This window comes from Frigoribacterium faeni, from assembly GCF_007988805.1.
Classification (GTDB): Bacteria; Actinomycetota; Actinomycetes; order Actinomycetales; family Microbacteriaceae; genus Frigoribacterium; species Frigoribacterium faeni.
Map to the genome: position 1 here is coordinate 18,721 of NZ_BJUV01000002.1, position 22,705 is coordinate 41,425.

At 68.7% G+C, this 22,705-nt stretch carries 23 protein-coding genes; 10 read left to right on the top strand and 13 right to left on the bottom strand.

Going from position 1 to position 22,705, the window contains the following annotated elements:
* Positions 1–49: 49 nt before the first annotated feature.
* Both secG and FFA01_RS01195 read left to right on the top strand, forming a co-directional pair.
* Positions 50–301, top strand: coding sequence for a preprotein translocase subunit SecG (gene secG, locus FFA01_RS01190; protein WP_055797488.1), 252 nt, complete (start codon positions 50–52; stop codon positions 299–301).
* Positions 301–657, top strand: a complete 357-nt coding sequence (locus FFA01_RS01195) for an RNA polymerase-binding protein RbpA (protein ID WP_146852153.1) — start codon at positions 301–303, stop codon at positions 655–657. Before secG ends, FFA01_RS01195 begins: the two co-directional genes overlap by 1 nt.
* A 95-nt stretch (positions 658–752) precedes the next feature.
* Here the strand turns inward: FFA01_RS01195 and pgl are convergent, their stop codons facing one another.
* The 6 genes from pgl to tkt form a co-directional block, all read right to left on the bottom strand.
* Complete coding sequence (gene pgl / locus FFA01_RS01200) at positions 753–1,523, bottom strand: 6-phosphogluconolactonase (protein ID WP_146852397.1); 771 nt, start codon at positions 1,521–1,523, stop codon at positions 753–755.
* A 14-nt stretch (positions 1,524–1,537) separates the two neighbouring features.
* Positions 1,538–2,488 (bottom strand): glucose-6-phosphate dehydrogenase assembly protein OpcA, encoded by a 951-nt coding sequence (locus FFA01_RS01205; protein ID WP_146852155.1) that lies wholly within the window; start codon positions 2,486–2,488, stop codon positions 1,538–1,540.
* Positions 2,485–4,020: a glucose-6-phosphate dehydrogenase gene (gene zwf, locus FFA01_RS01210; RefSeq protein WP_146852157.1), complete on the bottom strand. Its 1,536-nt coding sequence runs from the start codon at positions 4,018–4,020 to the stop codon at positions 2,485–2,487. The genes FFA01_RS01205 and zwf overlap by 4 nt, the downstream gene beginning before the upstream one ends.
* Before the next feature lie 98 nt (positions 4,021–4,118).
* Positions 4,119–5,714 (bottom strand): phosphoglucose isomerase-related protein, encoded by a 1,596-nt coding sequence (locus FFA01_RS01215; protein WP_146852159.1) that lies wholly within the window; start codon positions 5,712–5,714, stop codon positions 4,119–4,121.
* Positions 5,711–6,838, bottom strand: coding sequence for a transaldolase (gene tal / locus FFA01_RS01220; RefSeq protein ID WP_146852161.1), 1,128 nt, complete (start codon positions 6,836–6,838; stop codon positions 5,711–5,713). The genes FFA01_RS01215 and tal overlap by 4 nt, the downstream gene beginning before the upstream one ends.
* A 31-nt stretch (positions 6,839–6,869) precedes the next feature.
* Positions 6,870–8,963 carry a transketolase gene (tkt, locus tag FFA01_RS01225; RefSeq protein WP_146852162.1) on the bottom strand — a complete coding sequence of 698 codons (2,094 nt, stop codon included), beginning with the start codon at positions 8,961–8,963 and terminating at the stop codon, positions 6,870–6,872.
* Positions 8,964–9,262: 299 nt separating this feature from the next.
* On the opposite strand from tkt, the gene FFA01_RS01230 reads away from it, so the two are divergent.
* Positions 9,263–10,186, top strand: a complete 924-nt coding sequence (locus tag FFA01_RS01230) for a heme o synthase (RefSeq protein WP_146852164.1) — start codon at positions 9,263–9,265, stop codon at positions 10,184–10,186.
* 236 nt (positions 10,187–10,422) lie between these two features.
* Here FFA01_RS01230 and FFA01_RS01235 read toward each other — a convergent pair whose 3' ends face one another.
* The gene (locus FFA01_RS01235; protein ID WP_244289634.1) at positions 10,423–11,313 is read right to left on the bottom strand and encodes a COX15/CtaA family protein; all 891 of its coding nucleotides are present in this window, start codon (positions 11,311–11,313) and stop codon (positions 10,423–10,425) included.
* A 395-nt stretch (positions 11,314–11,708) separates the two neighbouring features.
* Between FFA01_RS01235 and sufB the strand changes: the two genes are divergently transcribed.
* Genes sufB through FFA01_RS01260 form a run of 5 tightly spaced genes read left to right on the top strand, consistent with a single transcriptional unit; the run spans position 11,709 to position 15,810 of the window.
* Positions 11,709–13,127 (top strand): Fe-S cluster assembly protein SufB, encoded by a 1,419-nt coding sequence (sufB, locus tag FFA01_RS01240; RefSeq protein WP_146852166.1) that lies wholly within the window; start codon positions 11,709–11,711, stop codon positions 13,125–13,127.
* Positions 13,128–14,345 (top strand): Fe-S cluster assembly protein SufD, encoded by a 1,218-nt coding sequence (gene sufD, locus FFA01_RS01245; RefSeq protein WP_146852168.1) that lies wholly within the window; start codon positions 13,128–13,130, stop codon positions 14,343–14,345.
* Positions 14,345–14,683, top strand: coding sequence for a non-heme iron oxygenase ferredoxin subunit (locus FFA01_RS01250; RefSeq protein ID WP_146852170.1), 339 nt, complete (start codon positions 14,345–14,347; stop codon positions 14,681–14,683). The genes sufD and FFA01_RS01250 overlap by 1 nt, the downstream gene beginning before the upstream one ends.
* Positions 14,684–14,695: 12 nt before the next feature.
* On the top strand, positions 14,696–15,475 hold the full coding sequence (gene sufC / locus FFA01_RS01255) for a Fe-S cluster assembly ATPase SufC (RefSeq protein ID WP_146852172.1): 780 nt from the start codon (positions 14,696–14,698) through the stop codon (positions 15,473–15,475).
* A 2-nt stretch (positions 15,476–15,477) separates the two neighbouring features.
* Positions 15,478–15,810 (top strand): metal-sulfur cluster assembly factor, encoded by a 333-nt coding sequence (locus FFA01_RS01260; RefSeq protein ID WP_146852174.1) that lies wholly within the window; start codon positions 15,478–15,480, stop codon positions 15,808–15,810.
* Positions 15,811–15,910: 100 nt separating this feature from the next.
* Here the strand turns inward: FFA01_RS01260 and FFA01_RS01265 are convergent, their stop codons facing one another.
* A complete protein-coding gene (locus FFA01_RS01265) occupies positions 15,911–16,516 on the bottom strand; it encodes a biotin transporter BioY (RefSeq protein ID WP_146852176.1) in 606 nt (201 codons plus the stop codon).
* A 148-nt stretch (positions 16,517–16,664) separates the two neighbouring features.
* Here FFA01_RS01265 and FFA01_RS01270 point away from each other — a divergent pair, with 148 nt between their 5' ends.
* Positions 16,665–18,263 (top strand): ABC-F family ATP-binding cassette domain-containing protein, encoded by a 1,599-nt coding sequence (locus FFA01_RS01270; RefSeq protein WP_146852178.1) that lies wholly within the window; start codon positions 16,665–16,667, stop codon positions 18,261–18,263.
* Positions 18,264–18,377: 114 nt separating this feature from the next.
* Here the strand turns inward: FFA01_RS01270 and FFA01_RS01275 are convergent, their stop codons facing one another.
* From FFA01_RS01275 to FFA01_RS01285, 3 genes are read right to left on the bottom strand one after another with little or no spacing between them, the layout of a single operon-like run.
* Positions 18,378–19,241 carry an SURF1 family cytochrome oxidase biogenesis protein gene (locus tag FFA01_RS01275; RefSeq protein WP_146852180.1) on the bottom strand — a complete coding sequence of 288 codons (864 nt, stop codon included), beginning with the start codon at positions 19,239–19,241 and terminating at the stop codon, positions 18,378–18,380.
* Positions 19,238–19,480: a hypothetical protein gene (locus FFA01_RS01280; RefSeq protein ID WP_146852401.1), complete on the bottom strand. Its 243-nt coding sequence runs from the start codon at positions 19,478–19,480 to the stop codon at positions 19,238–19,240. Before FFA01_RS01280 ends, FFA01_RS01275 begins: the two co-directional genes overlap by 4 nt.
* On the bottom strand, positions 19,480–19,848 hold the full coding sequence (locus tag FFA01_RS01285; protein ID WP_244289635.1) for a DUF3099 domain-containing protein: 369 nt from the start codon (positions 19,846–19,848) through the stop codon (positions 19,480–19,482). Before FFA01_RS01285 ends, FFA01_RS01280 begins: the two co-directional genes overlap by 1 nt.
* A gap of 118 nt (positions 19,849–19,966) precedes the next feature.
* Here FFA01_RS01285 and fabG point away from each other — a divergent pair, with 118 nt between their 5' ends.
* Complete coding sequence (gene fabG / locus FFA01_RS01290; RefSeq protein ID WP_146852182.1) at positions 19,967–20,677, top strand: 3-oxoacyl-ACP reductase FabG; 711 nt, start codon at positions 19,967–19,969, stop codon at positions 20,675–20,677.
* Between the two features lie 55 nt (positions 20,678–20,732).
* On the opposite strand, the gene serB is transcribed toward fabG, so the two are convergent.
* Positions 20,733–21,377 carry a phosphoserine phosphatase SerB gene (gene serB, locus FFA01_RS01295; RefSeq protein WP_146852184.1) on the bottom strand — a complete coding sequence of 215 codons (645 nt, stop codon included), beginning with the start codon at positions 21,375–21,377 and terminating at the stop codon, positions 20,733–20,735.
* 64 nt (positions 21,378–21,441) lie between these two features.
* A complete protein-coding gene (locus FFA01_RS01300; RefSeq protein WP_146852186.1) occupies positions 21,442–22,683 on the bottom strand; it encodes a glucose-1-phosphate adenylyltransferase in 1,242 nt (413 codons plus the stop codon).
* Between the last annotated feature and the right edge of the window lie 22 nt (positions 22,684–22,705).

Below are 22,705 nucleotides of genomic sequence, written 5' to 3' on the forward strand. Positions count from 1 at the left end.
CACCGGCGGTTATACTCGTTAGCGGTCTCACCGCATCGAAAGGTTCCACGTGGAAATTCTCCAGGTCATCCTGCAGGTGTTGCTCGGCATCACGAGCCTCCTGCTGACCCTGCTCATCCTGCTCCACCGAGGTCGCGGTGGCGGCCTCTCCGACATGTTCGGCGGTGGCGTGACGAGCAACCTCGGCGCCTCCGGTGTGGCTGAGCGCAACCTCAACCGCATCACGGTGTTCCTCGGCCTCGTCTGGATCACCTGCATCGTCGTGCTGGGTCTCATCACCAAGTTCTCGGCGGTGGCCTGATGGCATCGGGCGGTAGCGCCATCCGCGGCTCGCGCGTCGGCGCCGGCCCCATGGGCGAGCAGGACCGCGGCTACCACGCCGAGCGCATCACCATCTCCTACTGGGACGCCCTGGGCAACGAGGTGGTCCGTCACTTCGCCGCCAACGTCCCCGAGGACGAGATCCCCGAGACGGTCGACTCGCCGTCGTCCGGTCTGCCGGCAGGGCGCGACAAGGCCAACCCGCCGAGCGTGGCGAAGCTCGAGCCCTACAAGACGCACCTGGCCTACGTGAAAGAGCGTCGGACCGAAGAGGAAGCCGCACAGCTCCTCGAAGAGGCGCTGCAGCAGCTCCGAGTACGTCGCGGCAAGGCTTGATCCGAGACCATCGCCGTCCTGGCCGCATCATCGATCGGCCAGGACACGAAGAAGCCCCGCAGCATGAGTGCTGCGGGGCTTCTTCGTGGTCCCGACTAGTAGGTCGACGCGATGAGGTTCTCCGGGACCTCGGCGGCCGCATCACCGTCGACGAAGAAGACCGTGCGCTTCCGACCCTTGACTCCGGCGACGGGGACCTGGTCGGCCCCGGCACCCGCCAGGGCGAGACCGAGCGAGGACGCCTTCTCGGCGCCCGCCAGGATCATCCACACGCGCTGCGAGTTGTTGATGGCCGGCAGGCTGAGAGTCAGTCGCACGGGCGGGGGCTTGGGGGAGTCGTCGATCGTGAGCACGGTCGAGCTCGCATCCCGGATCTGGGGCTTGTCGGGGAAGAGCGAAGCGATGTGGCCGTCGGGCCCGACACCGAGCAGCGTGATGTCGAAGCGCGGAGAGGCGTCGTCGCCCTGCGCGTGCTCCTGCAGCTCCGCACGGTAGGCCGAGGCCGCCGCCTCGACGTCGTCGAACTCTCCGACGGCGCCGAAGCGATGCACGTTCTCGGGGTCGACACCGATGTGGTCGAGCAGATCGAGCCCCGCCTGGTGATCGTTGCGATCGGCGTGTCCCGCCTCGACCCAGCGCTCGTCGGCCCACCAGAACGACACCCGGGACCAGTCGACGCTGTCGCGGGCCGGTGACGCGTTGATGGCGGCGAGGACGAGCGTGCTGACCGAGCCACCGCTCACGACGATCGACGCGTAGTTCTGCTCCTCGAGCACGTCGATGATCTTGGTGATGAACCGCGCGGCGACGGATGCACCGAGCGATTCCTTGTTGGAGTGCACCAGCACCCGGCGTTCGTTGGTCACAGTCATCGTCTGCCCTAGCTGTCCTGGACGGGTTCGCTCAATTGGCGGACCCCATGCTTCACGACGTTCCCGAAGAGGTCGTCCGGGTCGAGTCTACGGAGTTCTTCCGCCAGGCAGTCCCGAAGCGACCGGCGTGGCAGCGACAGGTCGTGCGTCGGCTGGCCGGGCTGGGTGAGGGTCGCCACGTTCACCTGGTCGCGTTCCAATTCGATGGCCCCGGAGGCGCGGACCAGTCGGACCCCGTGGATCCCGCTCGACCCCGTGGCACGTGTCGTCAGCTCGTTCTCCACCGGCACCTGCAGCTGCAGGCGGAGCCAGGCCGCGAGCAGGAGGGTGGACGGCGAGTCGGGTGCGCCGCTGACGTCGACGGCCGTGACGGGCTCGTAGGGAGGCTGATCGAGGACGGCCGCGAGCTGCGTGCGCCACAGCGTGAGGCGCGTCCAGGCGAAGTCGGTGTCGCCCGGAGCGTAGGTGTCCGCCAGATCGACGATCGTCTGCCGAGGGTTCGGCTGGCTCGCGGCGTCGGTGATCCGCCGTTGGGCGATGCGACCGAGGGGGGACTCCGAGACCACCGCAGGCGCGGTTCCCGGCCACCAGACCACGACGGGGGCGTCCGGGAGGAGGAGTCCCGTGACGAGACCCTCCTCGTCGCTCGCCGTGTCGCCGTATGCGCGGAGCACGATGACCTCGCTGGCCCCGGCGTCTCCGCCGACGCGGATCTGGGCATCCAGCCGAGCCACCTCGTCCGCGCGCCTGTCGCTCGACGTCGAGATCACGATGACGCGCATCGGGTGCTCACGAGAAGCGTCGTTGGCGGCCTCGATGGCCTCCTCCTCCTCGCCCAGGCCGGTCGAGATGATGAGCGTGAGGACTCGACCCAGCGCGACCGCCCCTCCCTCTTCTCGGATGGTCACCAACGACTTCTGGACGCGGCTGATGGTGCTGTCGGGCAGGTCGACGATCATGGACGCCTCCAGGTTCGGCCGTCGCGGGCCATGAGTTCATCGGCGGACGTCGGGCCCCAGGTGCCCGGACGGTACTGCTCCGGCTGACCCTGGGTCGCCCAGTACTCCTCGATGGGGTCGAGGATCTTCCAGGAGAGCTCGACCTCCTCGTGCCGGGGGAACAGGGGCGGATCGCCGAGCAGGACGTCGAGGATGAGTCGTTCGTAGGCCTCGGGACTGGCCTCGGTGAACGCGTGTCCGTAACCGAAGTCCATGGTCACGTCGCGCACCTGCGTCCCGATGCCCGGGACCTTGGAACCGAATCGGAGAGTGACTCCCTCGTCGGGCTGGACGCGGATCACGAGGGCGTTCTGACCCAGCGACGTCTGCGTCCCGAAGATGTTCTCGGGCACCTGCTTGAAGACGATGGCGATCTCGGTGACCCGACGCCCGAGCCGCTTGCCGGCCCGCAGATAGAAGGGGACGCCGGCCCACCGTCGGGTGGCGATCTCGAGCTTGATGGCGGCGAAGGTCTCGGTGAGACTCTCCGGGTTCATGCCCTCTTCGTCGAGGAACCCCAGCACCTTCTCACCGCCCTGCCACCCGCCCGAGTACTGGCCTCGCGCCGTGCCCGTGGCCAGGTCCCCGGGGAGGCGCACAGCGGACAGGACCTTCTCCTTCTCGGCCCGGAGATCGCGCGCCGTGAAGGAGACGGGCTCCTCCATCGCCGTCAGGGCGAGGAGCTGCAGCAGGTGGTTCTGGATGACGTCGCGCGCAGCGCCGATGCCGTCGTAGTAGCCCGCACGACCGCCGACGCCGATGTCCTCCGCCATGGTGATCTGGACGTGGTCGACGTAGTTCGAGTTCCAGAGCGGTTCGTACATCTGGTTCGCGAAGCGAAGGGTCAGGAGGTTCTGGACCGTCTCCTTGCCCAGGTAGTGGTCGATCCGGAAGACGGAGTCGGGCTCGAAGACCGTCTCGACGACGGAGTTCAACTCGCGAGCCGTGGTCAGGTCGCTGCCGAAGGGCTTCTCGATGACCACGCGACGCCACGCGCCGTCCTTCTCCTCGGCGAGTCCGGAGTTGCGGAGCTGCTCGGTGACGATCGGGAAGGCCTTGGGCGGGATCGACAGGTAGAACGCATGGTTGCCCATCGTCCCTCGTTCACGATCGAGCTCCTCGATGGTGTCCTTGAGCCGGGTGAAAGCGTCGGCATCGTCGAAGACCCCCTGGACGAAGCGGAACCCTTCTTTGAGCTGCCGCCAGACGTCCTCGTCGAAGGGGGTGCGGGCGTGCTGCTTCACGGCCTCGTAGACGACCTGCTCGAAGTCCTGCCCCTCCCATTCGCGTCGGGCGAAGCCCACGAGCGCGAATCCCGGCGGCAGGAGGCCGCGGTTGGCCAGGTCGTAGACGGCCGGCATCAGCTTCTTGCGGGACAGATCGCCTGTCACGCCGAAGATGATGAGGCCGCTGGGACCGGCGATGCGATTGAGTCGGCGGTCGGAGGGCAACCGCAGGGGGTTGGACTCCGGCGTGATCTCGACCGGTGACATCTGTATGTGGTTCCTTCGGGGTCGTGAATCTCCGCCCGGGCACGAGCGTCCCCGAACGGAAAGCGGGTCGGTGCCCCTCGGGGCACCGACCCGCTCGGTCAACGGAGGGCGGCGAGCAGCGCGGGAAGCGCGGCTGCGACGTCGGTCACCGTCAGGGTGAGCACCGGACGGCCGTGCTCGGCGAGCACCTTGGCGTCACCGGCCGCCTGCGCCTGGACGAGCTGCCCGAAGGTGAAGGGGCTCTCCGGGATCTCGAGGTCGCGCTCGGCCACCTGCGTGATCTGGAGGAACACGCCGTTCGCGGGGCCGCCCTTGTGGTACTGCCCGGTCGAGTGGAGGAAACGAGGTCCCCACCCGAACGTCACCGGACGCTTCGTCCTCGCCGCGAGAGCGTCGCGGAGAGTCTCGAGCTCGGGGTTGGCCACCCGGTCGATGTACGCCTGGATCGACACGTAGCCGTCGTCCGAGAGAGCGGACAGCAGAGCCGACACGGCGCTCTCGAGCGAATCTCCGAGCTCGACGCCGCCGACCTCACGCACCTCGATGCCCTCGGCCGTGAAGGCCGGGGGAGTGGGAGCGGGACGGTCGTCGAGCAGCGCGCGCGTGGCGATCTTCGCCGACTCGACGTCGGGCTGGTCGAACGGGTTGATGTCGAGCAGGCGACCCGCGACGGCGACCGCGTACTCCCAGACCATGATCTGACCACCGAGCGAGCCGGAGATCTCGACCTCGCCGGGCGCGACCTCGCGGGTCTCGGCGGCGTTGGCGACGAGTCGGACGATCTGCACGTCGTGCAGTCCGAGCGACACCTCGGGGGCGTCCGTGCCGATGACGACGGGCAGGAGCCCTCGTCCCTGCTTGCCGGTGGACTCCGCGATCAGCTGCTCGGCCCAGTCGGGGAACCCGATGATGTGCGTCCCGTCGGCGACGATGGCGATCTTGTCGCGCAGCGGCTCGGTTCCGGCGAGCACCGCACCCAGGACGAGCCCGGGGTTGGCCGCTCCGTCCTGAGCCAGCTCGACCGTGACCGCGTCCGCTTCGCTGAGCAGCTCGCGGATGTCCGCGCCGGCGAGGCCCGACGGCACGAGGCCGAACGCGGACAGCGCCGAGTAGCGCCCGCCGATGTTGGGGTCGGCGTTGAACACGCGGTAGCCGGCCTCGCGAGCGGACCCGTCGAGGGGGGAACCCGGGTCGGTCACGACGACGATGCGGTCGACGGGGTCGATCCCGGCGTCACGGAAGGCCTTCTCGAAGGTCTTCCGCTGGCTGGCGGTCTCGACGGTCGAGCCGGACTTCGAGGACACCACGAGGACGGTGCGCTCCAGGCGGTCGGCGAGGGCCGTCAGGACCTGGCCGGGCTCCGTGGCGTCGAGCACGGTCAGCTCGACGCCGTAGGTGCGCGTGATGACCTCGGGGGCGAGCGACGATCCGCCCATTCCCGCGAGCACGACGTGGTCGACGCCCTTGCCGGCGAGCTCCTCGCGGAGCTGCTCGATCTGGTCGATCAGAGGAGTGGAGACGACGACCGCCTCCGTCCAGCCGAGACGCTTCGCGGACTCGTCCTCGGCGTAAGGGCCCCACAGGGTGGGGTTCTGAGCCGTGATGCCCGAGGCGACGAGATCCGAGACCAGCTGGGGGACGACCTTTTCGACGGCTTCCGCGGCGGAGCCGCTGGCTGCGATCGTGATGGTCACTTGGCGACCTCGGACGGCTTCGCGGCCTCGAGGGCGGCGGTGACGGTGTCGAGGAGCTCGTTCCAGGAGACGATGAACTTCTCGACGCCCTCCTTCTCGAGCAGCTCCGTCACGTCGTCGTACGAGACGCCCTGGGCCGCGATGGCGTCCATGACCTCGTTGGCGGCGGCGTAGGAGGCGCTGATGGAGTCGCCACGGATCTCGCCGTGGTCGAAGGTCGCCTCGAGCGTCTTCTCAGGCATCGTGTTGACGACGTCCGCGGCGATGAGCTCGACCACGTAGGTGGTGTCGAGGACGTTCGGGTCCTTGACGCCGGTGGAGGCCCAGAGGGGGCGCTGCTTGTTGGCGCCGGCCGACAGCAGGCCCTTTGCGCGCTCGGTGTCGAAGGCCTGCTGGTAGACCTCGTAGGCGAGCTGGGCGTTGGCGACGCCGGCCTTGCCCTTGAGGGCCTTGGCCTCGTCGGTTCCGACGGCGTCGAGACGCTTGTCGATCTCGGTGTCGACGCGCGAGACGAAGAACGAGGCGACGGAGTGGATCGCCGAGATGTCGATGCCGGCGGCCTTGGCCTGCTCGAGACCGGTGAGGTACGCGTTGATGACCGCGCGGTACCGCTCGAGGCTGAAGATCAGGGTGACGTTGACGCTGATGCCCTGGGCGATGACGGCGGTGATCGCCTCGAGACCCTCGACCGTGGCCGGGATCTTGATGAGCGCGTTGGGACGGCCGACCTTGGCGGCGAGCTTGATCGCCTGGTCGATGGTGCCCTTGGCGTCGTGTGCGAGGCCCGGCTCGACCTCGATCGACACGCGGCCGTCGAAGCCCTTGGTGTCGTCGTAGATCTCGCGGAAGATGTCGCTGGCACGGGTGACGTCATCGGTCGTGATCTCGAAGACCGCGTCGGTGACGCTCACGCCGCTCTTGGCGAGGAGCGCGACCTGGTCGTCGTAGGCCTCGCCCTTGGCGAGCGCCGAGGCGAAGATCGTCGGGTTGGTGGTGACGCCGACGACGTTGCGCTCGGCGATCAGCTTCTGCAGGCCACCGGCGTTGATGCGCTCACGCGACAGGTCGTCGAGCCAGATGCTCACGCCCGCGGCGGAGAGCTGGGCGGTGTTGGATTCGGTCATTTTCGTTTTCTTCTTCCTTCTCGGCCGGCGCTCAGAGAGCAGCCAGCGAGTCCTTGACGGCTGCGACGGCGGCTTCGGTGGTGATGCCGAACTCGCGGTAGAGCGTCTTGTAGTCGGCCGAGGCGCCGAAGTGCTCGATCGACACGCTGCGGCCGGCGTCGCCGACGATGCCGCGCCACGGCATGGCCACACCGGCTTCGATCGAGACGCGGGCCTTGACGGCGGCGGGGAGGACCGACTCGCGGTACTCGGCGGTCTGCTCGTCGAACCACTCGAGGCTGGGAGCCGACACGACGCGGGCGTTGATGCCCTCGCCACGGAGGACCTCGCGGGCCTCGACGGCGATCTGGACCTCGGAGCCGGTCGCGATCAGGATCACGTCCGGCGTGCCTCCCGGTGCCTCGGCCAGGACGTACGCGCCCTTCGCGACGTTCTTCGCCGAAGCGAAGACCTCGCCGGAGGCGTCGCCCTCGCCACGCTCGAAGACGGGCAGGTTCTGACGGCTGAGCGCGAGACCGGCCGGACCGCTGTGGCGGTCGAGGATGGTCTTCCAGGCCCAGGCGGTCTCGTTGGCGTCGGCCGGTCGCACGACGTCGAAGTCGGGGATCGCACGCAGGGCGGCGAGCTGCTCGACCGGCTGGTGCGTCGGGCCGTCCTCGCCGAGAGCCACGGAGTCGTGGGTCCAGACGTAGGTGACCGGGGACTTCATCAGCGCGGCGAGGCGGACGGCGGGCCGCATGTAGTCGCTGAAGATCAGGAAGGTGCCGCCGAACACGCGCGTGTTGCCGTGCAGGGCGATGCCGTTCATGATCGAGCCCATGGCGTGCTCGCGGATGCCGAAGTGCAGCACGCGACCGTAGGGGTTGCCCTGCCACTCGTGAGTCGACCACTCGGTGGGCACGAACGAGCCGCCCCCCGCGATGGTGGTCAGGTTCGACTCGGCCAGGTCGGCCGAGCCGCCCCAGAACTCGGGGACGACGCCGGCGATCGCGTTGATGACCTTGCCGGACGCGGCGCGGGTGGAGACCTCTTTGTCGGTGCCGAAGACCGGCAGGGCCGACTCGAGCTCGGCGGGGAGCTCGCCCTTGAGGACGCGGTCGAGCAGCGTCTTCTTCTCGGGGTTGGCTGCAGCCCACGCGTCGAACTCGGTCTTCCACTCCGCGTGCTGAGCCTGTCCGCGCTCGACGGCCTGGCGCGTGTGCGAGAGGACCTCGGGGTCGACGTCGAAGTTCTTCTCGGGGTCGAATCCGAGGATCTCCTTCAGACCGGCCACCTCTTCGGCGCCCAGGGCGGAGCCGTGGATCTTGCCGGAGTTCTGCTTCTTCGGCGAGGGCCAGCCGATGATCGTCTTCAGGATGATCAGCGACGGCTTGCTCGTCTCGGCCTTGGCCGCCTCGACGGCTTCGTTGAGGGCCTTGACGTCCTCGACGTACTCGCCCGTCTTCTTCCAGTCGACGACCTGGACCTGCCAGTCGTACGCCTCGTAGCGCTTCTTGACGTCCTCGGTGAAGGCGATGTTGGTGTCGTCCTCGATCGAGATCTGGTTCGAGTCGTAGATCACGACGAGGTTGCCGAGCTGCTGGTGGCCCGCGAGCGACGAGGCCTCGCTGGTCACGCCCTCCTGCAGGTCGCCGTCGCCGGCGATGACGTACACGAAGTGGTCGAAGGGCGAGGTGCCCGCTGCCGCCTCCGGGTCGAAGAGGCCGCGCTCGAAGCGGGCGGCGTAGGCCATGCCGACGGCGGAGGCCAGGCCCTGGCCGAGCGGGCCGGTCGTGATCTCGACGCCGTCGGTGTGACCGTACTCGGGGTGCCCCGGGGTCTTGGATCCCCACGTGCGGAGGGCCTTGAGGTCGTCGAGCTCGAGGCCGTAGCCGCCGAGGTAGAACTGGATGTACTGCGTCAGCGAGCTGTGTCCGACCGAGAGGATGAAACGGTCGCGACCGATCCACTCGCTGTCGCTCGGGTCGCGGCGCATGACCTTCTGGAAGAGGAGGTAGGCGGCGGGCGCGAGGCTCATCGCTGTTCCGGGGTGGCCGTTTCCGACCTTCTCGACCGCGTCGGCCGCGAGGACGCGGACCGTGTCGACTGCCTTGTTGTCAATGGATTCCCATTGCAGATCTGCCACTGGAAGTTGACCCTTCTTGATGCGAATTGCGCGGGGTCGATTCGCTCCCGCGCTGACATGCGCCTGCCGAGACGTCGTCGGCTTCGGTCGAACGCACACCGCGGGGTGGGATCAAGACGGGGAAATTGGGGTTCCGATGTCGGAGATTCCAGCGCCGAACGGGCGTGCGACTGGCAAGCACCTGTCAGTATAGGGACGAACGTGCCGGTCCCGCCCGCACGTGACTCCCAGAGAGCCGTCAGAGCCGACGTTCATCGCCTAGACTTTTCGAGCAAACCGCTCATCTCGTTAGAGGACTCATGACCGCAGCTGTTGACACCCGCCCCGACACCGCACCCCGGGGCATCCGTCGCAAGGCTCGGGCCTACGTCGCCCTCACGAAACCCCGCGTGATGGAGCTCCTGCTCGTCACCACCGCTCCGACCATGTTCCTGGCCCAGGGCGGAGTGCCGAACCTCTGGCTCGTCGCCGCGACGCTGATCGGCGGTGCTCTGAGCGCCGGCTCGGCCTCCGCCTTCAACTGCTACATCGATCGCGACATCGACCGCATCATGAAGCGCACCCAGGGGCGCCCTCTCGTGACCGGCGAGGTCACGGACCGCGAGGCCCTGATCTTCTCCTACGTCGTCGGGGTGGCGTCGATCGCCTGGCTCGCCCTCACGGTCAACCTCCTCTCGGCGGCGCTGTCTCTCGGGGCCATCCTCTTCTACGTCGTCGTCTACACGCTCTGGCTCAAGCGACGCACCCCCCAGAACATCGTCTGGGGCGGGATCGCCGGGTGCATGCCGGTGCTCATCGGCTGGGCCGCCGTGACCAACGACCTCTCCTGGGCTCCCGTGATCCTGTTCATGGTGATCTTCCTGTGGACCCCGCCGCACTACTGGCCCCTGTCCATGAAGTACCGCGACGACTACGCGGCCGCCGACGTCCCAATGCTCTCCGTCGTCCGCGGTCGCTCGATCGTCGGTCTGCAGGTCATCCTGTACGCGTGGGCGACCGTGGCCTGCTCGCTCCTCCTCGTCCCGGTGGCCGGGATGGGCGTCGTCTACACCGTCGTCGCCGCCGCGAGCGGCCTCTGGTTCATCTGGGAGGCCCACCGTCTCTACAGCCGCGCGATCCAGCACGTGGCCGAGGTCCGCCCCATGCGCGTGTTCCACAGCTCGATCACGTACCTGACGCTCCTCTTCGTCGCCGTCGGCATCGACCCGCTCCTCCCGTTCTGACCCACGGGGTCGCTTCCCGGAGCGGATCACCGCGGATCGGACGGTCTCGCGTCCGAGTCATCGTCACCTGGCGTGAGCGACCTGCCGGCGGGTAAGGGCGACATCCCATCCAGGATGAGCGCGACGACCACCCGGTGCCCATGGCCACCACCGCACAGGCCGGTCGTCACGTCCCGGCGTCAGACGTCGACGAGAGCGTCAGACGCCGACGAGAGCGTCAGACGCGGACGAGAGCGTCAGATGCGGACGGCCGCTGCGTCGACGGGCGCGTCGGCCTCGTCGGGGGCCTGGTCGTTCCGGAGCGACAGCACGACGGCGGTCATCGCCGCGACGAGCAGGGCCGACAGCACCATGTGCGTGCCCACGAGCGCCGGCGGCAGACCGGTGCGCGCCTGGGTGATCCCGACCGCGATCTGCACGAGTTCGACCCCGAGCAGCATCAGGGGGAAGCGCCGGGGGAGCCCCGCGCGCAGGGTCCACGCCACGATCCCGAGGGTGAGCGCGAGCGTCGCGTACGCGGGCCAGCTGTGCACGTGGTCCATCACCGCGGGATCGAGTCCGTTGCGAGGCGTCGCGGCGTCGCCGGCGTGCGGACCGGAGCCCGTCGTCAGGATGCCGACGATCACGGTGACGCCCACGACGCCTGCAGCCACGTGGACGAGTCGGGCGTATCCACGGGGCGTCGCCGCGTACGTCCCCCGCGGGCCGCGGTAGACGCGCCAGAGGAGCACTGTCGTGAGCGCGACCAGGAAGATCGAGACGACGAAGTGGGCCCCCACGATGTAAGGGTTCAAGCCCGTCAGGACGGTGATCCCGCCGAGGGCGGCCTGGAACGGGATGCCGAGTCCCTGGACGAGAGTCAGGACGAAGAGGTCGCGACGCACCGCCCGCATCCGGATGACCGCGAGGAACGCGAGGATCACGATGAGGGTCAGCACGAACGTCAGCAGGCGGTTGCCGAACTCGATGACGCCGTGGATGCCCATCTCGGGAGTGCTGACGAACGAGTCGGCCGTGCAGCGCGGCCACGTCGGGCAGCCGAGCCCCGACCCGGTCAGCCGGACCGCGCCTCCCGTGCCGATCAGGAGGACCTGGCACGCGAACGACGCCCATGCGATGAATCGCACCCCTCGATCGACGGTCGTGGGCAACCACGACCTCAACCGCGAGACCACTCCGGCTCCACCCACCTGTGCGTTGCTCACGAACTGCTGCCTTTCATCGCTTTCGGCGCTTCGACCTGTAGAATCAACGGGTTCAGGAACACAACCCGGCGCGGTGTCGACGACGACGCCGCTGGTCTGCCCAGACCACGCTGCATCAGGGTGGCGTGGCCATCCCGCTGTTACCCGAGTCTAGGCAACGCGCCCCTGTCAGCCGACCGTGAAGACGGCGGCCCGGAGGCGCGGACCACGTCCGACGGGTGTGTTCTCCTCGCACCGCGAGCAGCTGGGCCAGAGGAACGACGTGGGAATGCACACCCGAGACCACGCGTTCGGCCTGGCACGAGAAAGAGGTAGAGATGTCAGACGTGTTGATCGATCGACCAGAGCTCGAAGGCCTGGGGCAGTACGAGTTCGGCTGGTCCGACTCCGACGCCGCCGGAGCGTCCGCGCGCCGTGGAGTGTCGCCCGAGGTGGTCACCGACATCTCCTCCCTCAAGAGCGAGCCCGAGTGGATGCTCAAGAACCGCCTCAAGGGCCTGACGCTCTTCGAGCGCAAGCCGATGCCGACCTGGGGAGCCGACCTCTCGGGCATCGACTTCGACAACATCAAGTACTTCGTGCGGTCGACCGAGAAGCAGGCGACCACCTGGGACGAGCTCCCCGACGACATCAAGAACACGTACGAGAAGCTCGGCATCCCCGAGGCCGAGCGCAACCGCCTCGTCGCCGGCGTCGCCGCGCAGTACGAGTCCGAGGTCGTCTACCACCAGATCCGTGAGGACCTCGAGGCCCAGGGCGTCATCTTCATGGACACCGACACGGCGCTGCGCGAGCACCCCGAGCTCTTCCAGGAGTACTTCGGCACGGTCATCCCGGCCGGCGACAACAAGTTCGCGGCTCTGAACACCGCGGTCTGGTCGGGTGGATCGTTCGTGTACGTGCCGAAGGGGGTCCACGTCGAGATCCCGCTCCAGGCCTACTTCCGGATCAACACCGAGAACATGGGCCAGTTCGAGCGAACGCTGATCATCGCCGACGAGGACAGCTACGTCCACTACATCGAGGGCTGCACCGCCCCGATCTACAAGTCCGACTCGCTGCACTCCGCCGTCGTCGAGATCATCGTCAAGAAGAACGCACGCGTCCGCTACACGACGATCCAGAACTGGTCGAACAACGTCTACAACCTGGTCACCAAGCGCGCCATCGCCCACGAGGGCGCGACGATGGAATGGATCGACGGCAACATCGGGTCGAAGGTCACCATGAAGTACCCCTCGATCTACCTGGTCGGAGAGCACGCGAAGGGCGAGACCCTGTCGGTCGCCTTCGCCGGTCCGGGCCAGCACCAGGACGCCGGCGCCAAGATGATCCACATGGCGCCCTACACGACGTCCTCCATCGTGTCGAAGTCCATCGCCCGCGGCGGCGGTCGGGCAGGCTACCGCGGCGAGGTCCGGGTCGACGAGGCCGCGCACCACTCCGCGAACACGGTGCGGTGCGACGCCCTCCTGGTCGACACCATGTCGCGCTCGGACACCTACCCCGCCATCGACATCCGCGTGGACGACGTCCAGCTCGGGCACGAGGCCACGGTGTCCCGGGTCAGCGAGGAGCAGCTCTTCTACCTGATGTCCCGCGGCATGGCCGAGGACGAGGCCATGGCCATGATCGTCCGCGGGTTCATCGAGCCGATCGCCCGCGAGCTGCCGATGGAGTACGCACTCGAACTCAACAAGCTCATCGAGATGAGCATGGAAGGATCCGTCGGCTAGATGTCCGCCGCAGCACCCACCACAGCAGACAGCACCACCTCCGAGCGCGTTCAGCACGGCGCCGGAGCCCACACCGACGGCGGATGGGGGCTCGTGCCCGTTCAGACCCGGTCCGAGCGCTTCACGTCCACCGATCCGAACGCCTTCCCCGACGTGACCGGACGCGAGGTCGACTGGAAGCTCAGTCCGGTCACGCGCCTCCGGCCGCTCATCGACGGCACGCTCGACGGCTCTCCCTACGCCTATCTCGCACGGGAGACCGGCGGTGCGGTCGTCGACTGGGTCGACCCCTCCGACCCGCGGGTCGGGACAGCCGGCACGCCGGAGGACAAGGCCTCGGCCAACGCCTGGTCCAGCGTCGAGAAGGTGCTCGCCGTGACCCTGACGGGCGACGAGCCCTCCACCGTGACGATCGGCCGCTCGGGGCTCGACTCCGAGCCGCGCTCAGGGCACACCCTGATCCACGCCACGGCGAACACGACCTCCCTGGTCGTGCTGCGCAACACCGGCTCGGCCCAGCTGGTCGAGAACGTCGAGATCGTCGTCGACGAGGGTGCGCACCTCACGGTCGTCACCCTGCAGGAGTGGGACGACGACGCCATCCACCTGGCCAGCCACTTCGCGACCATCGGCCGCGACGCGCAGCTCAAGCACTTCGTGGTCAGCCTCGGCGGTTCCGTCGTGCGGGTCAACCCGTCGGCTCACCTCGCCGGCCAGGGCTCGGACACCGAACTCTACGGCGTGTACTTCGCCGACGCCGGTCAGCACCTCGAGCAGCAGGTCTACGTCAACCACGACGCCCCGAACTCACGCAGCCGCGTCAACTACAAGGGCGCGCTGCAGGGCGAGGGGGCCCGGACGGTCTGGATCGGCGACGTCCTCATCGGCCGTTCCGCGCCGGGGACCGACAGCTACGAGCAGAACCGCAACCTCGTCCTCAGCGAGGGGACCCGGGCCGATTCGATCCCGAACCTGGAGATCGAGACGGGTGACATCCAGGGCGCCGGTCACGCCAGCGCGACCGGACGCTTCGACGACGAGCACCTCTTCTACCTCCAGTCGCGGGGCATCTCCGAAGACGAGGCCCGTCGTCTCGTCGTCCTCGGCTTCCTCAGCGAGGTCGTGCAGAAGATCGGCGAGCCCGGACTGCAGGACCGCCTCATCGCCGCCCTCGAGGTCGAACTGACCTCGGCGCCGACGACCGGGGGAGTGCGCTAGTGGCCACCAAGGTCTGCGGCGTCGACGACGTCACCCCCGCTCAGGCGCTCCGCGTCGTCATCGACGGCGTCGCCGTCGCCGTCGTCAAGGACAGCGCGGGGACGATCCACGCGATCGGCGACACCTGCACCCACGGCGACATCTCGCTCGCCGAGGGCTTCGTCGAGGACGACACGCTCGAATGCTGGGCACACGGCTCGAAGTTCGAGCTGACGACCGGCAAGCCCCTCACCCTCCCCGCCTACGAACCCGTCCCGGTCTTCGCCGTCTCCGTCGTCGACGGCGACGTGTACGTCGACACCAGCGCGTCGACGTCTCCCGCCGGCGTCGCACAGTAAGGAAACCGCATCATGTCCACACTCGAGATCCGCGACCTCAAGGTCAGCATCGACACCGACCAGGGCGTCAAGCCCATCCTCAAGGGCGTCGACCTCACCATCAACGAGGGCGAGATCCACGCCGTCATGGGCCCCAACGGGTCCGGCAAGTCCACCCTCGCCTACACGATCGCCGGCCACCCCCGCTACAACGTCGACGGGGGCTCCATCCTCCTCGACGGCCGCGAGGTGCTCGAGATGTCGGTCGACGAGCGCGCCAAGGCCGGTCTCTTCCTGGCCATGCAGTACCCCGTCGAGATCCCGGGGGTCACGGTCGCCAACTTCCTCCGGACGGCGAAGACCGCCCTCGACGGTGAGGCGCCGGCGATCCGCAGCTGGGTCAAGGACCTCCGCACCCACATGTCGGACCTCAAGATGGACCCGTCCTTCGCCGAGCGCAACGTCAACGAGGGCTTCTCGGGTGGCGAGAAGAAGCGTCACGAGATCATGCAGCTCGAGCTGCTCAAGCCGAAGTTCGCCGTCCTCGACGAGACCGACTCCGGACTCGACGTCGACGCGCTCAAGATCGTCTCCGAGGGCGTCAACCGCGCCAAGGCCAACACCGGCCTCGGACTCCTGATGATCACGCACTACACGCGCATCCTCCGCTACATCAAGCCGGACTTCGTCCACGTCTTCGTCGACGGCCACGTCGCCGAGCAGGGCGGCCCGGAGCTGGCCGACCGCCTCGAGGACGAGGGCTACGACCGTTACGTCACCGCGGCCGCCGAGGCCGCCGCGACGGTGAACTGACCATGGCCGTCGCACTCGCGCCCGAGAAGTTCGACGAGGTCGCCGAGGCCCTGAAGGAGGTCGTCGACCCCGAGCTCGGCGTCAACATCGTCGATCTGGGCCTGATCTACGACCTGGCGATGGACGAGGAGCACGAGAACGCCCTCATCATCAGCATGACGTTGACCTCCGCGGGCTGCCCGCTTACCGACGTCATCGAGGGCGACACGGCGAACGCCCTCGACGGGGTCGTCGACGCGTTCCGCATCAACTGGGTGTGGATGCCGCCGTGGGGTCCCGAGCGGATCACGGACGACGGGCGCGACATGATGCGCTCGATCGGCTTCTCGATCTGAGCTCGCCGCGCACGAGAGAACCCCCGACCGTCCTTCGGTCGGGGGTTCTCTCGTCGGGGGAGTGGGGCCGAGGAGGCGCGGATCGCGCCCCCTCATCGGCTCACCGCCCGAGGCGGTCCAGTCCGCGCCAGGCCAGGGGCAGCGCGGCGGCGGCGATCAGCCATTTGGCGACGCCGCCCACGATGAACGGGTAGAGGCCGGCGGCGAGCACGCTCTGCGGGTCGTTGGCGAAGCCGAGCTGACCGAGGACGACGGCGAGGTAGGGCAGGCCGACCACGAAGGGCACGAGACTCGCCGCGAAGAAGGCCGCCGCGGACAGGAGCCATCTCTTGTCCCAGTCGCGCTCCGACAGCCAGCCGATGAGGGCGGCCGCGAACACGAAGCCGATGACGAAGCCGAAGCTGGGCTTCAGCACGCTGAGCGGTCCGCCCGAGAACTCGGCGAAGATCGGCAGGCCGGCCAGGCCCAGGAGCATGTAGGTCAGCAGCGAGAGGGCCCCGCGCCGGGCGCCGAGGCTGGCACCGACGAGCATGACGCCGAGCGTCTGGCCCGTCACCGGGACCGGCCAGAGCGGCACCTGCACCTGCGCGAGCACCGACACGACGGCGACGCCGCCGAGCACGAGGGCGGCGTCGGTGGCCCGGCTCGAGGTCACGAGCCGGTCGGCGAGCACCGGCCGATTGGTCGATGCGGTGGCGTTCGTCATGCAGTCTCCTAGAATGGGAAGGTTGATCGGCCTGAGGGCGGGTCGACGGCCATGCGCATGACCCCTCGCGACACGATGTGTTCATTTTAGGGGCGACCCAACGGCGGGCGGCGTTGTGGACATCTCCCCAATCGATTGGACTTCTGCTGTGCTTTCCGTGCACGACCTCGAGATCCGCGTCGGCGCGCGCCTGCTGATGGAAGACGTGACCTTCCGCGTCGACAAGGGCGACAAGATCGGCCTCGTCGGCCGGAACGGCGCCGGCAAGACCACCATGACGAAGACGCTGGCCGGCGAGACGCTGCCCACCGGCGGAACCATCGAACGGAACGGCGAGATCGGCTACCTGCCGCAGGATCCCCGTAGCGGCAACATCGAGGACCTCGCCCGCACGCGCATCCTCGACGCCCGCGGTCTGGGGCAGATCCTGCTCGGGATCCAGGAGGCCTCGATGGAGATGGGCAGCGACGACCCCGCCGTCGCGGCCCGCGCCATGAAGCGCTACGGCGACCTCGACGACCGTTTCAACGCCCTGGGCGGCTACGCGGCCGAGGCCGAGGCGGCATCCATCGCCAGCAATCTGAGCCTGCCCGACCGCATCCTCGACCAGCCGCTGTCGACGCTCTCGGGCGGCCAGCGCCGTCGCATCGAACTGGCCCGCATCCTCTTCTCGGCCGCCGACACGATGATCCTCGACGAGCCCACCAACCACCTCGACGCCGACTCGGTCGTCTGGCTCCGCGAGTACCTGAAGACCTACCAGGGCGGTGTGATCGTGATCAGCCACGACATCGAACTGGTCGAGGAGGTCGTCAACCGCGTCTTCTACCTCGACGCCAACCGTCAGAACATCGACATCTACAACATGGGCTGGCGCAACTACCAGCGCCAGCGCGCGGCCGACGAGGAGCGTCGCAAGAAGGAGCGCTCGAACGCCGAGAAGCAGGCCTCCGCACTCCAGAAGCAGGCCGCGCGCTTCGGGGCGAAGGCCTCGAAGGCGGCGGCGGCCCACCAGATGGTGGCGCGGGCCGAGAAGCTGCTCTCCGGCCTCGAGGAGGTCCGCGCGGTGGACCGCGTCGCGAAGCTCCGCTTCCCCACGCCGGCGGCGTGCGGCAAGACGCCGCTCATGGCGTCCAACCTCAGCAAGAGCTACGGCTCGCTCGAGATCTTCACGGCCGTCGACCTCGCGATCGACCGCGGTTCGAAGGTCGTGATCCTGGGCCTGAACGGTGCGGGCAAGACGACGCTGCTGCGCATCCTCGCCGGCGTCGACGAGCCCGACACGGGGCAGCTCGAGCCCGGCCACGGCCTCCGGGTCGGCTACTACGCGCAGGAGCACGAGACGATCGACGTCAAGCGGAGCGTCCTCGAGAACATGGTGTCGTCGTCGCCGAACATCACCGAGATGGAGGCCCGGCGCGTGCTGGGCTCGTTCCTCTTCACCGGTGACGACTCCTCGAAGCCCGCGGGCGTGCTGTCCGGCGGCGAGAAGACCCGCCTCGCCCTTGCGATGATCGTCGTCTCCGGTGCGAACGTGCTGCTGCTCGACGAGCCCACGAACAACCTCGACCCGGCCAGCCGGCTCGAGATCCTCGACGCCCTCGCCAACTACGAGGGCGCCGTCGTGCTCGTGAGCCACGACGAGGGCGCCGTCGAGGCGCTCAATCCCGAGCGCGTGCTGATCATGCCCGAGGGCACCGAGGACCACTGGACGCCCGACTACAGCGAGCTCATCAACCTCGCCTGAGACCAGCCGACCGACCGGCCGACCACCACGCCGCACCGCGTTCCGTCACCGGCACCGTGTCCCGACACGATGCCGGCCTCGGACCGCGGTGCGGCGTCGTCGTCCGGGGGAGACTCAGCGAGGGACCGAGTCGAGGATGTCGTCCTCGACGTCGTTGTCGGACCGCGGCCTGGCGTCGCGTCGCCGACGCCGTTCGTCGTCACGCCCGTCGGTGTCGTCGAGCCCCTCCTCGGCGTCGGCCCGGCTGTTCCGCTGCTCCTGGCGGATCACGTAGAACAGGAAGAAGAAGGCCCCGGCCGCGAACATGATCCACTGCACGAAGTACGACAGGTTGAGCCCGGTGTCGATCTCCGGCTCGGCGTACGTCACGGGTGCGGCCGCGGGAGATGGGTCCTCGGCCATGAGCTGGCCGTAGGCCGCGGTGTAGATCGCGCCGTCCACCTGCTTCTGGACCTCGCTGAGCTGGATCGTCGCGATCTGGTTCGTCCCCGCCACGGCGGTCCGGTCGCCCACGGCGGGCTCGCCGGGCTTCAGCCGGGCGGTCACGGTCACCTCGCCCACCGGGGGATCGGGGATCTCGTCGGGGGCGTCCTGGTCGTTGCCCGTCGGCACCCATCCCCGGTCGACCACGAACACGCCGCCCCTGTCGGTCTGGAACGGCACGAGGACGGCGAAGCCCGGCTGGCCGTTGTAGGGGCGGTTGCGCACGAGCAGCGTCTCGTCCACGAGGTACCGGCCCGTCATCTCGACCGGCTGCCACTCGTCGGCGGGGTCGTAGGAGTCGAGGGCCGGGAGCGCCTCGTCCAACGGCATGGCGGGGGCGTCGTACCGCTGCTCGAGCTGATGGACGACGGCCATCTTCTCCTCGTGGCGGTTCCACTGCCAGTTCGCGAGCATGCCGCAGATGATCGCGAACGCCACGACCACGCCCAGGTATCCGAGCCACTTCGAGGTCAGGACGGAGCGCCAGCCCGTCACAACGCCGCTCCGACGGACCCGACCGTCTCGCCTGCCGGCGTGACGACCACCGGGAAGTCCCTCGCGAGGAGGAACTCACGCAGGTAGTCGACGTGCTCGTCGCAGGCGGACCACACCTTGACCCGCTCGATGCCGTGGATCTTCGGGTTCCGCCAGTTGACCCCGAACGTCGCGATCTCCGAGCAGCCGGCCCGAGAGCACTGGACGTCCGACGGCCCCGGGGCGCCCAGCCCGAGCATCACGCCGCGGACCCGCGGTCGCGTCGGGCCGAGCCGTCGTCGCTGCTCGGCTCGTGCCAGCTGGGCGTGGCCGTCGGCGGCGACCAGGGCTGGTCGGGCGTGCGGTAGGCCTCGATGGTCCCGGGGCGCTCGACGTCCTGGCCGGGGTCGTGACCGACGTTGACCAGCACGACGGCGAAGTACGGGATGAGGACGGCGCCCGCGACGGGGAGGAGGGTCCACCAGCCCAAGGGGATGATGAAGCACAGCGCGATGCAGACGATGCGGATGCCCATCGCCACGAGGTAGCGCACCATGCGGGCATGACGGTCGTCCGCCGGCGAGGGCGGAAGCGAGGTGATCGGTTGCGATGTCTTCAATTCACTCACGGGCTCTGTCTGCGTCACGGTCGGGCGCCTCGGACGATCTTAAGGCCTGTGCCCGACAGTAGGCTGGTGAACCGTCCGTCGACCGGACCTCGCACAACCCACCGCAAGGAGACCCCGAATGACCACGCCCCGAACCGTCCTCGTCACCGGCGGCAACCGCGGGATCGGCTTCACGATCGCCGAGGAGTTCGTCGCCCAGGGGCACCGGGTCGCCGTGACGGCCCGCAGCGGCGAGGGCCCCGAGGGCTCGCTCACCGTCGTCGCCGACGTCACCGACGCGGCGTCGATCGATGCGGCGTTCAGCACCGTCGAGGCCGAGCTCGGCCCTGTCGAGGTCGTCGTCGCCAACGCCGGCATCACCAAGGACGTCCTGCTGCTCCGCATGTCCGAGGACGACTTCTCCTCGGTCGTCGACACCAACCTCGGAGGCGCGTTCCGCGTCGTGAAGCGAGCCGCCAAGGGCATGCTGAAGGCCCGATTCGGCCGCATCGTCCTCGTGTCGAGCGTGGTGGGCCTCTACGGCGGAGCGGGGCAGGCGAACTACGCCGCCTCCAAGAGCGCCCTCGTCGGCTTCGCCCGCTCGATCACCCGCGAGCTCGGCGCCCGCGGCATCACGGCGAACGTCGTCGCGCCCGGCTTCGTCGAGACCGACATGACCGCCGTCCTGCCCGAGCAGACGCAGGCCGACTACAAGAAGGCGATCCCCGCCGCGCGCTTCGGCACCGCGGCGGAGGTGGCCAAGACCGTCACCTGGCTCGCCGGCGACGACTCCGGCTACATCTCGGGCGCCGTCATCCCGGTCGACGGCGGCCTGGGCATGGGGCACTGACGAGACGGGACGACGAGGAGGCGCGGCGCGGGCGGTCGGTCCGCGCCGCCTCCTCTCAGGGCCGGTCCGACAGGCCGACCAGGGCGAGCACCTGGGCGAGGTCCGGGTCCGAGACGACGACGTCGGCGACGGCGCGCACCGCGGGTTTGGCGTTGAACGCGACGGACAGACCCGCCACCCGCATCATCTCGAGATCGTTGGCGCCGTCGCCGACGGCGACGGTCTGCGCCAGGGGCACGTCGAACTCGGCCGCCCAGGAGGTCAACGAGTCCGCCTTGACCCGGGCGTCGACCACGGGACCGGTCGTCGCACCGGTCAGGCGCCCCGAGGCGACCTCGAGGCGGTTGGCCCGCCACCGGTCGAGACCCAGCTCCCGCGCCAGAGGATCCAGGATCTCGTCGAAACCGCCCGAGACCACTGCGACCACACTGCCCTGAGCGTGCAGCCCGGATATCAGACGCTCGACGCCGCGGGTCAGCCGCAGTCGCGCGCGCACCTCGTCGAACACCGAGACCGGGAGCCCGGCGAGGGTCTCGACGCGGGCGGCCAGGCTGTCGGCGAAGTCGATCTCACCGGCCATGGCGCTGTGCGTGATGCGAGCGACCTCGTCACGCGAACCGGCGGCCTCCGCCAGGAGCTCGATCACCTCGTCCTCGATCAGCGTGGAGTCGACGTCGAGGACGGTGAGGAAGCGCGGCACAGGACCAGACTACGGGTGCTGCACCGCACCTCCCGACGCTCCGTCACGGGAGGACGCGGGAGCGTCACTGGTCGACGCGGACGCCCTTGCCGACGACGGTGATGCCCGACGGCGTCACCGTGAAGCCGCGTGCCCGGTCGGCCTCGTGGTCGACGCCGACGGTGGCGCCCTCGGCGATCACGACGTCCTTGTCGAGGATCGCCCGGTTCACCGTGGCACCGGGACCGATGTGGGCCCGCTCGAACACGACGGAGTCGACGACCTTCGAGCCGGAGTCGAGGGTGCACCACGGCCCCAGGACGCTCCGTTCGACGTGGGCTCCGGACAGCAGCGAGCCCAGCGACACGATCGAGTCGATCGTGGTGCCGAGGTTGCCGTGGCCGTCGCGCACGAACTTCGCCGGCGGCGAGTTGAGCTGCTGGCTGAAGATGGGCCAGGCGGTGTTGTAGAGGTTGAAGATCGGGAGCGCCGAGATGAGGTCCTGGTGAGCGTCGTAGAACGAGTCGATCGTTCCGACGTCGCGCCAGTAGTAGCGGTCGCGCTCGGTCGCTCCGGGGACCTCGTTGCGGTTCAGGTCGTAGACCGCCGCGTCGCCGCGCGACACGAAGTCGGGGACGATGTCGCCGCCCATGTCGTGGTTGGAGTCGGTCTTCTCGCCGTCGCGGAGCACCGCGTCGATGAGGACGTCGGCGTCGAAGACGTAGTTGCCCATCGAGGCCAGGATCTCGTCGGGGGAGTCGGGGAGCCCGGTCGCGTCGGTCGGCTTCTCGAGGAACCGCCCGATCCTGGTCGGATCGTCCGGGTCGACCTCGATGACGCCGAACTGGTCGGCGAGCGAGATCGGCTGGCGGATGGCCGCCACCGTGACGCCGGCGCCCGAGGCGATGTGAGCGTCGATCATCTCAGCGAAGTCCATGCGGTACACGTGGTCGGCGCCCACCACGACGACGATGTCGGGCTTCTCGTCGCGGAGCAGGTTGAGGCTCTGCAGGATGGCGTCGGCGCTGCCGGAGAACCAGCGCTTGCCGAGCCGCTGCTGAGCGGGCACGGACGCGACGTACGCGCCGAGCAGGCCCTCGATCGACCAGGTCTGGGACACATGCCGGTCGAGGCTGTGCGACTTGTACTGGGTCAGGACGACGATCTGCCGGAGACCCGAGTTGATCAGGTTCGAGAGAGCGAAGTCGATGAGTCGGTAGTTGCCGCCGAACGGGACGGCGGGCTTGGCCCGGTCGGCCGTCAACGGCATCAGACGTTTGCCTTCGCCGCCGGCGAGGACGATGCCGAAGATCTTCTTTGATGCCATGGGCCCAGAATGGCACGTTTCG

Excerpts from the sequence above, each read along its gene's own strand:
- sufB (WP_146852166.1), top strand. The coding sequence starts at position 11,709 with ATGTCAGACGTGTTGATCGATCGACCAGAGCTCGAAGGCCTGGGGCAG.
- sufD (WP_146852168.1), top strand. The coding sequence starts at position 13,128 with ATGTCCGCCGCAGCACCCACCACAGCAGACAGCACCACCTCCGAGCGC.
- sufC (WP_146852172.1), top strand. The coding sequence starts at position 14,696 with ATGTCCACACTCGAGATCCGCGACCTCAAGGTCAGCATCGACACCGAC.
- zwf (WP_146852157.1), bottom strand. The coding sequence starts at position 4,020 with ATGTCACCGGTCGAGATCACGCCGGAGTCCAACCCCCTGCGGTTGCCC.
- FFA01_RS01195 (WP_146852153.1), top strand. The coding sequence starts at position 301 with ATGGCATCGGGCGGTAGCGCCATCCGCGGCTCGCGCGTCGGCGCCGGC.
- tal (WP_146852161.1), bottom strand. The coding sequence starts at position 6,838 with ATGACCGAATCCAACACCGCCCAGCTCTCCGCCGCGGGCGTGAGCATC.
- FFA01_RS01205 (WP_146852155.1), bottom strand. The coding sequence starts at position 2,488 with ATGATCGTCGACCTGCCCGACAGCACCATCAGCCGCGTCCAGAAGTCG.
- fabG (WP_146852182.1), top strand. The coding sequence starts at position 19,967 with ATGACCACGCCCCGAACCGTCCTCGTCACCGGCGGCAACCGCGGGATC.
- FFA01_RS01300 (WP_146852186.1), bottom strand. The coding sequence starts at position 22,683 with ATGGCATCAAAGAAGATCTTCGGCATCGTCCTCGCCGGCGGCGAAGGC.
- FFA01_RS01280 (WP_146852401.1), bottom strand. The coding sequence starts at position 19,480 with ATGCTCGGGCTGGGCGCCCCGGGGCCGTCGGACGTCCAGTGCTCTCGG.
- FFA01_RS01265 (WP_146852176.1), bottom strand. The coding sequence starts at position 16,516 with ATGACGAACGCCACCGCATCGACCAATCGGCCGGTGCTCGCCGACCGG.
- FFA01_RS01260 (WP_146852174.1), top strand. The coding sequence starts at position 15,478 with ATGGCCGTCGCACTCGCGCCCGAGAAGTTCGACGAGGTCGCCGAGGCC.
- FFA01_RS01230 (WP_146852164.1), top strand. The coding sequence starts at position 9,263 with ATGACCGCAGCTGTTGACACCCGCCCCGACACCGCACCCCGGGGCATC.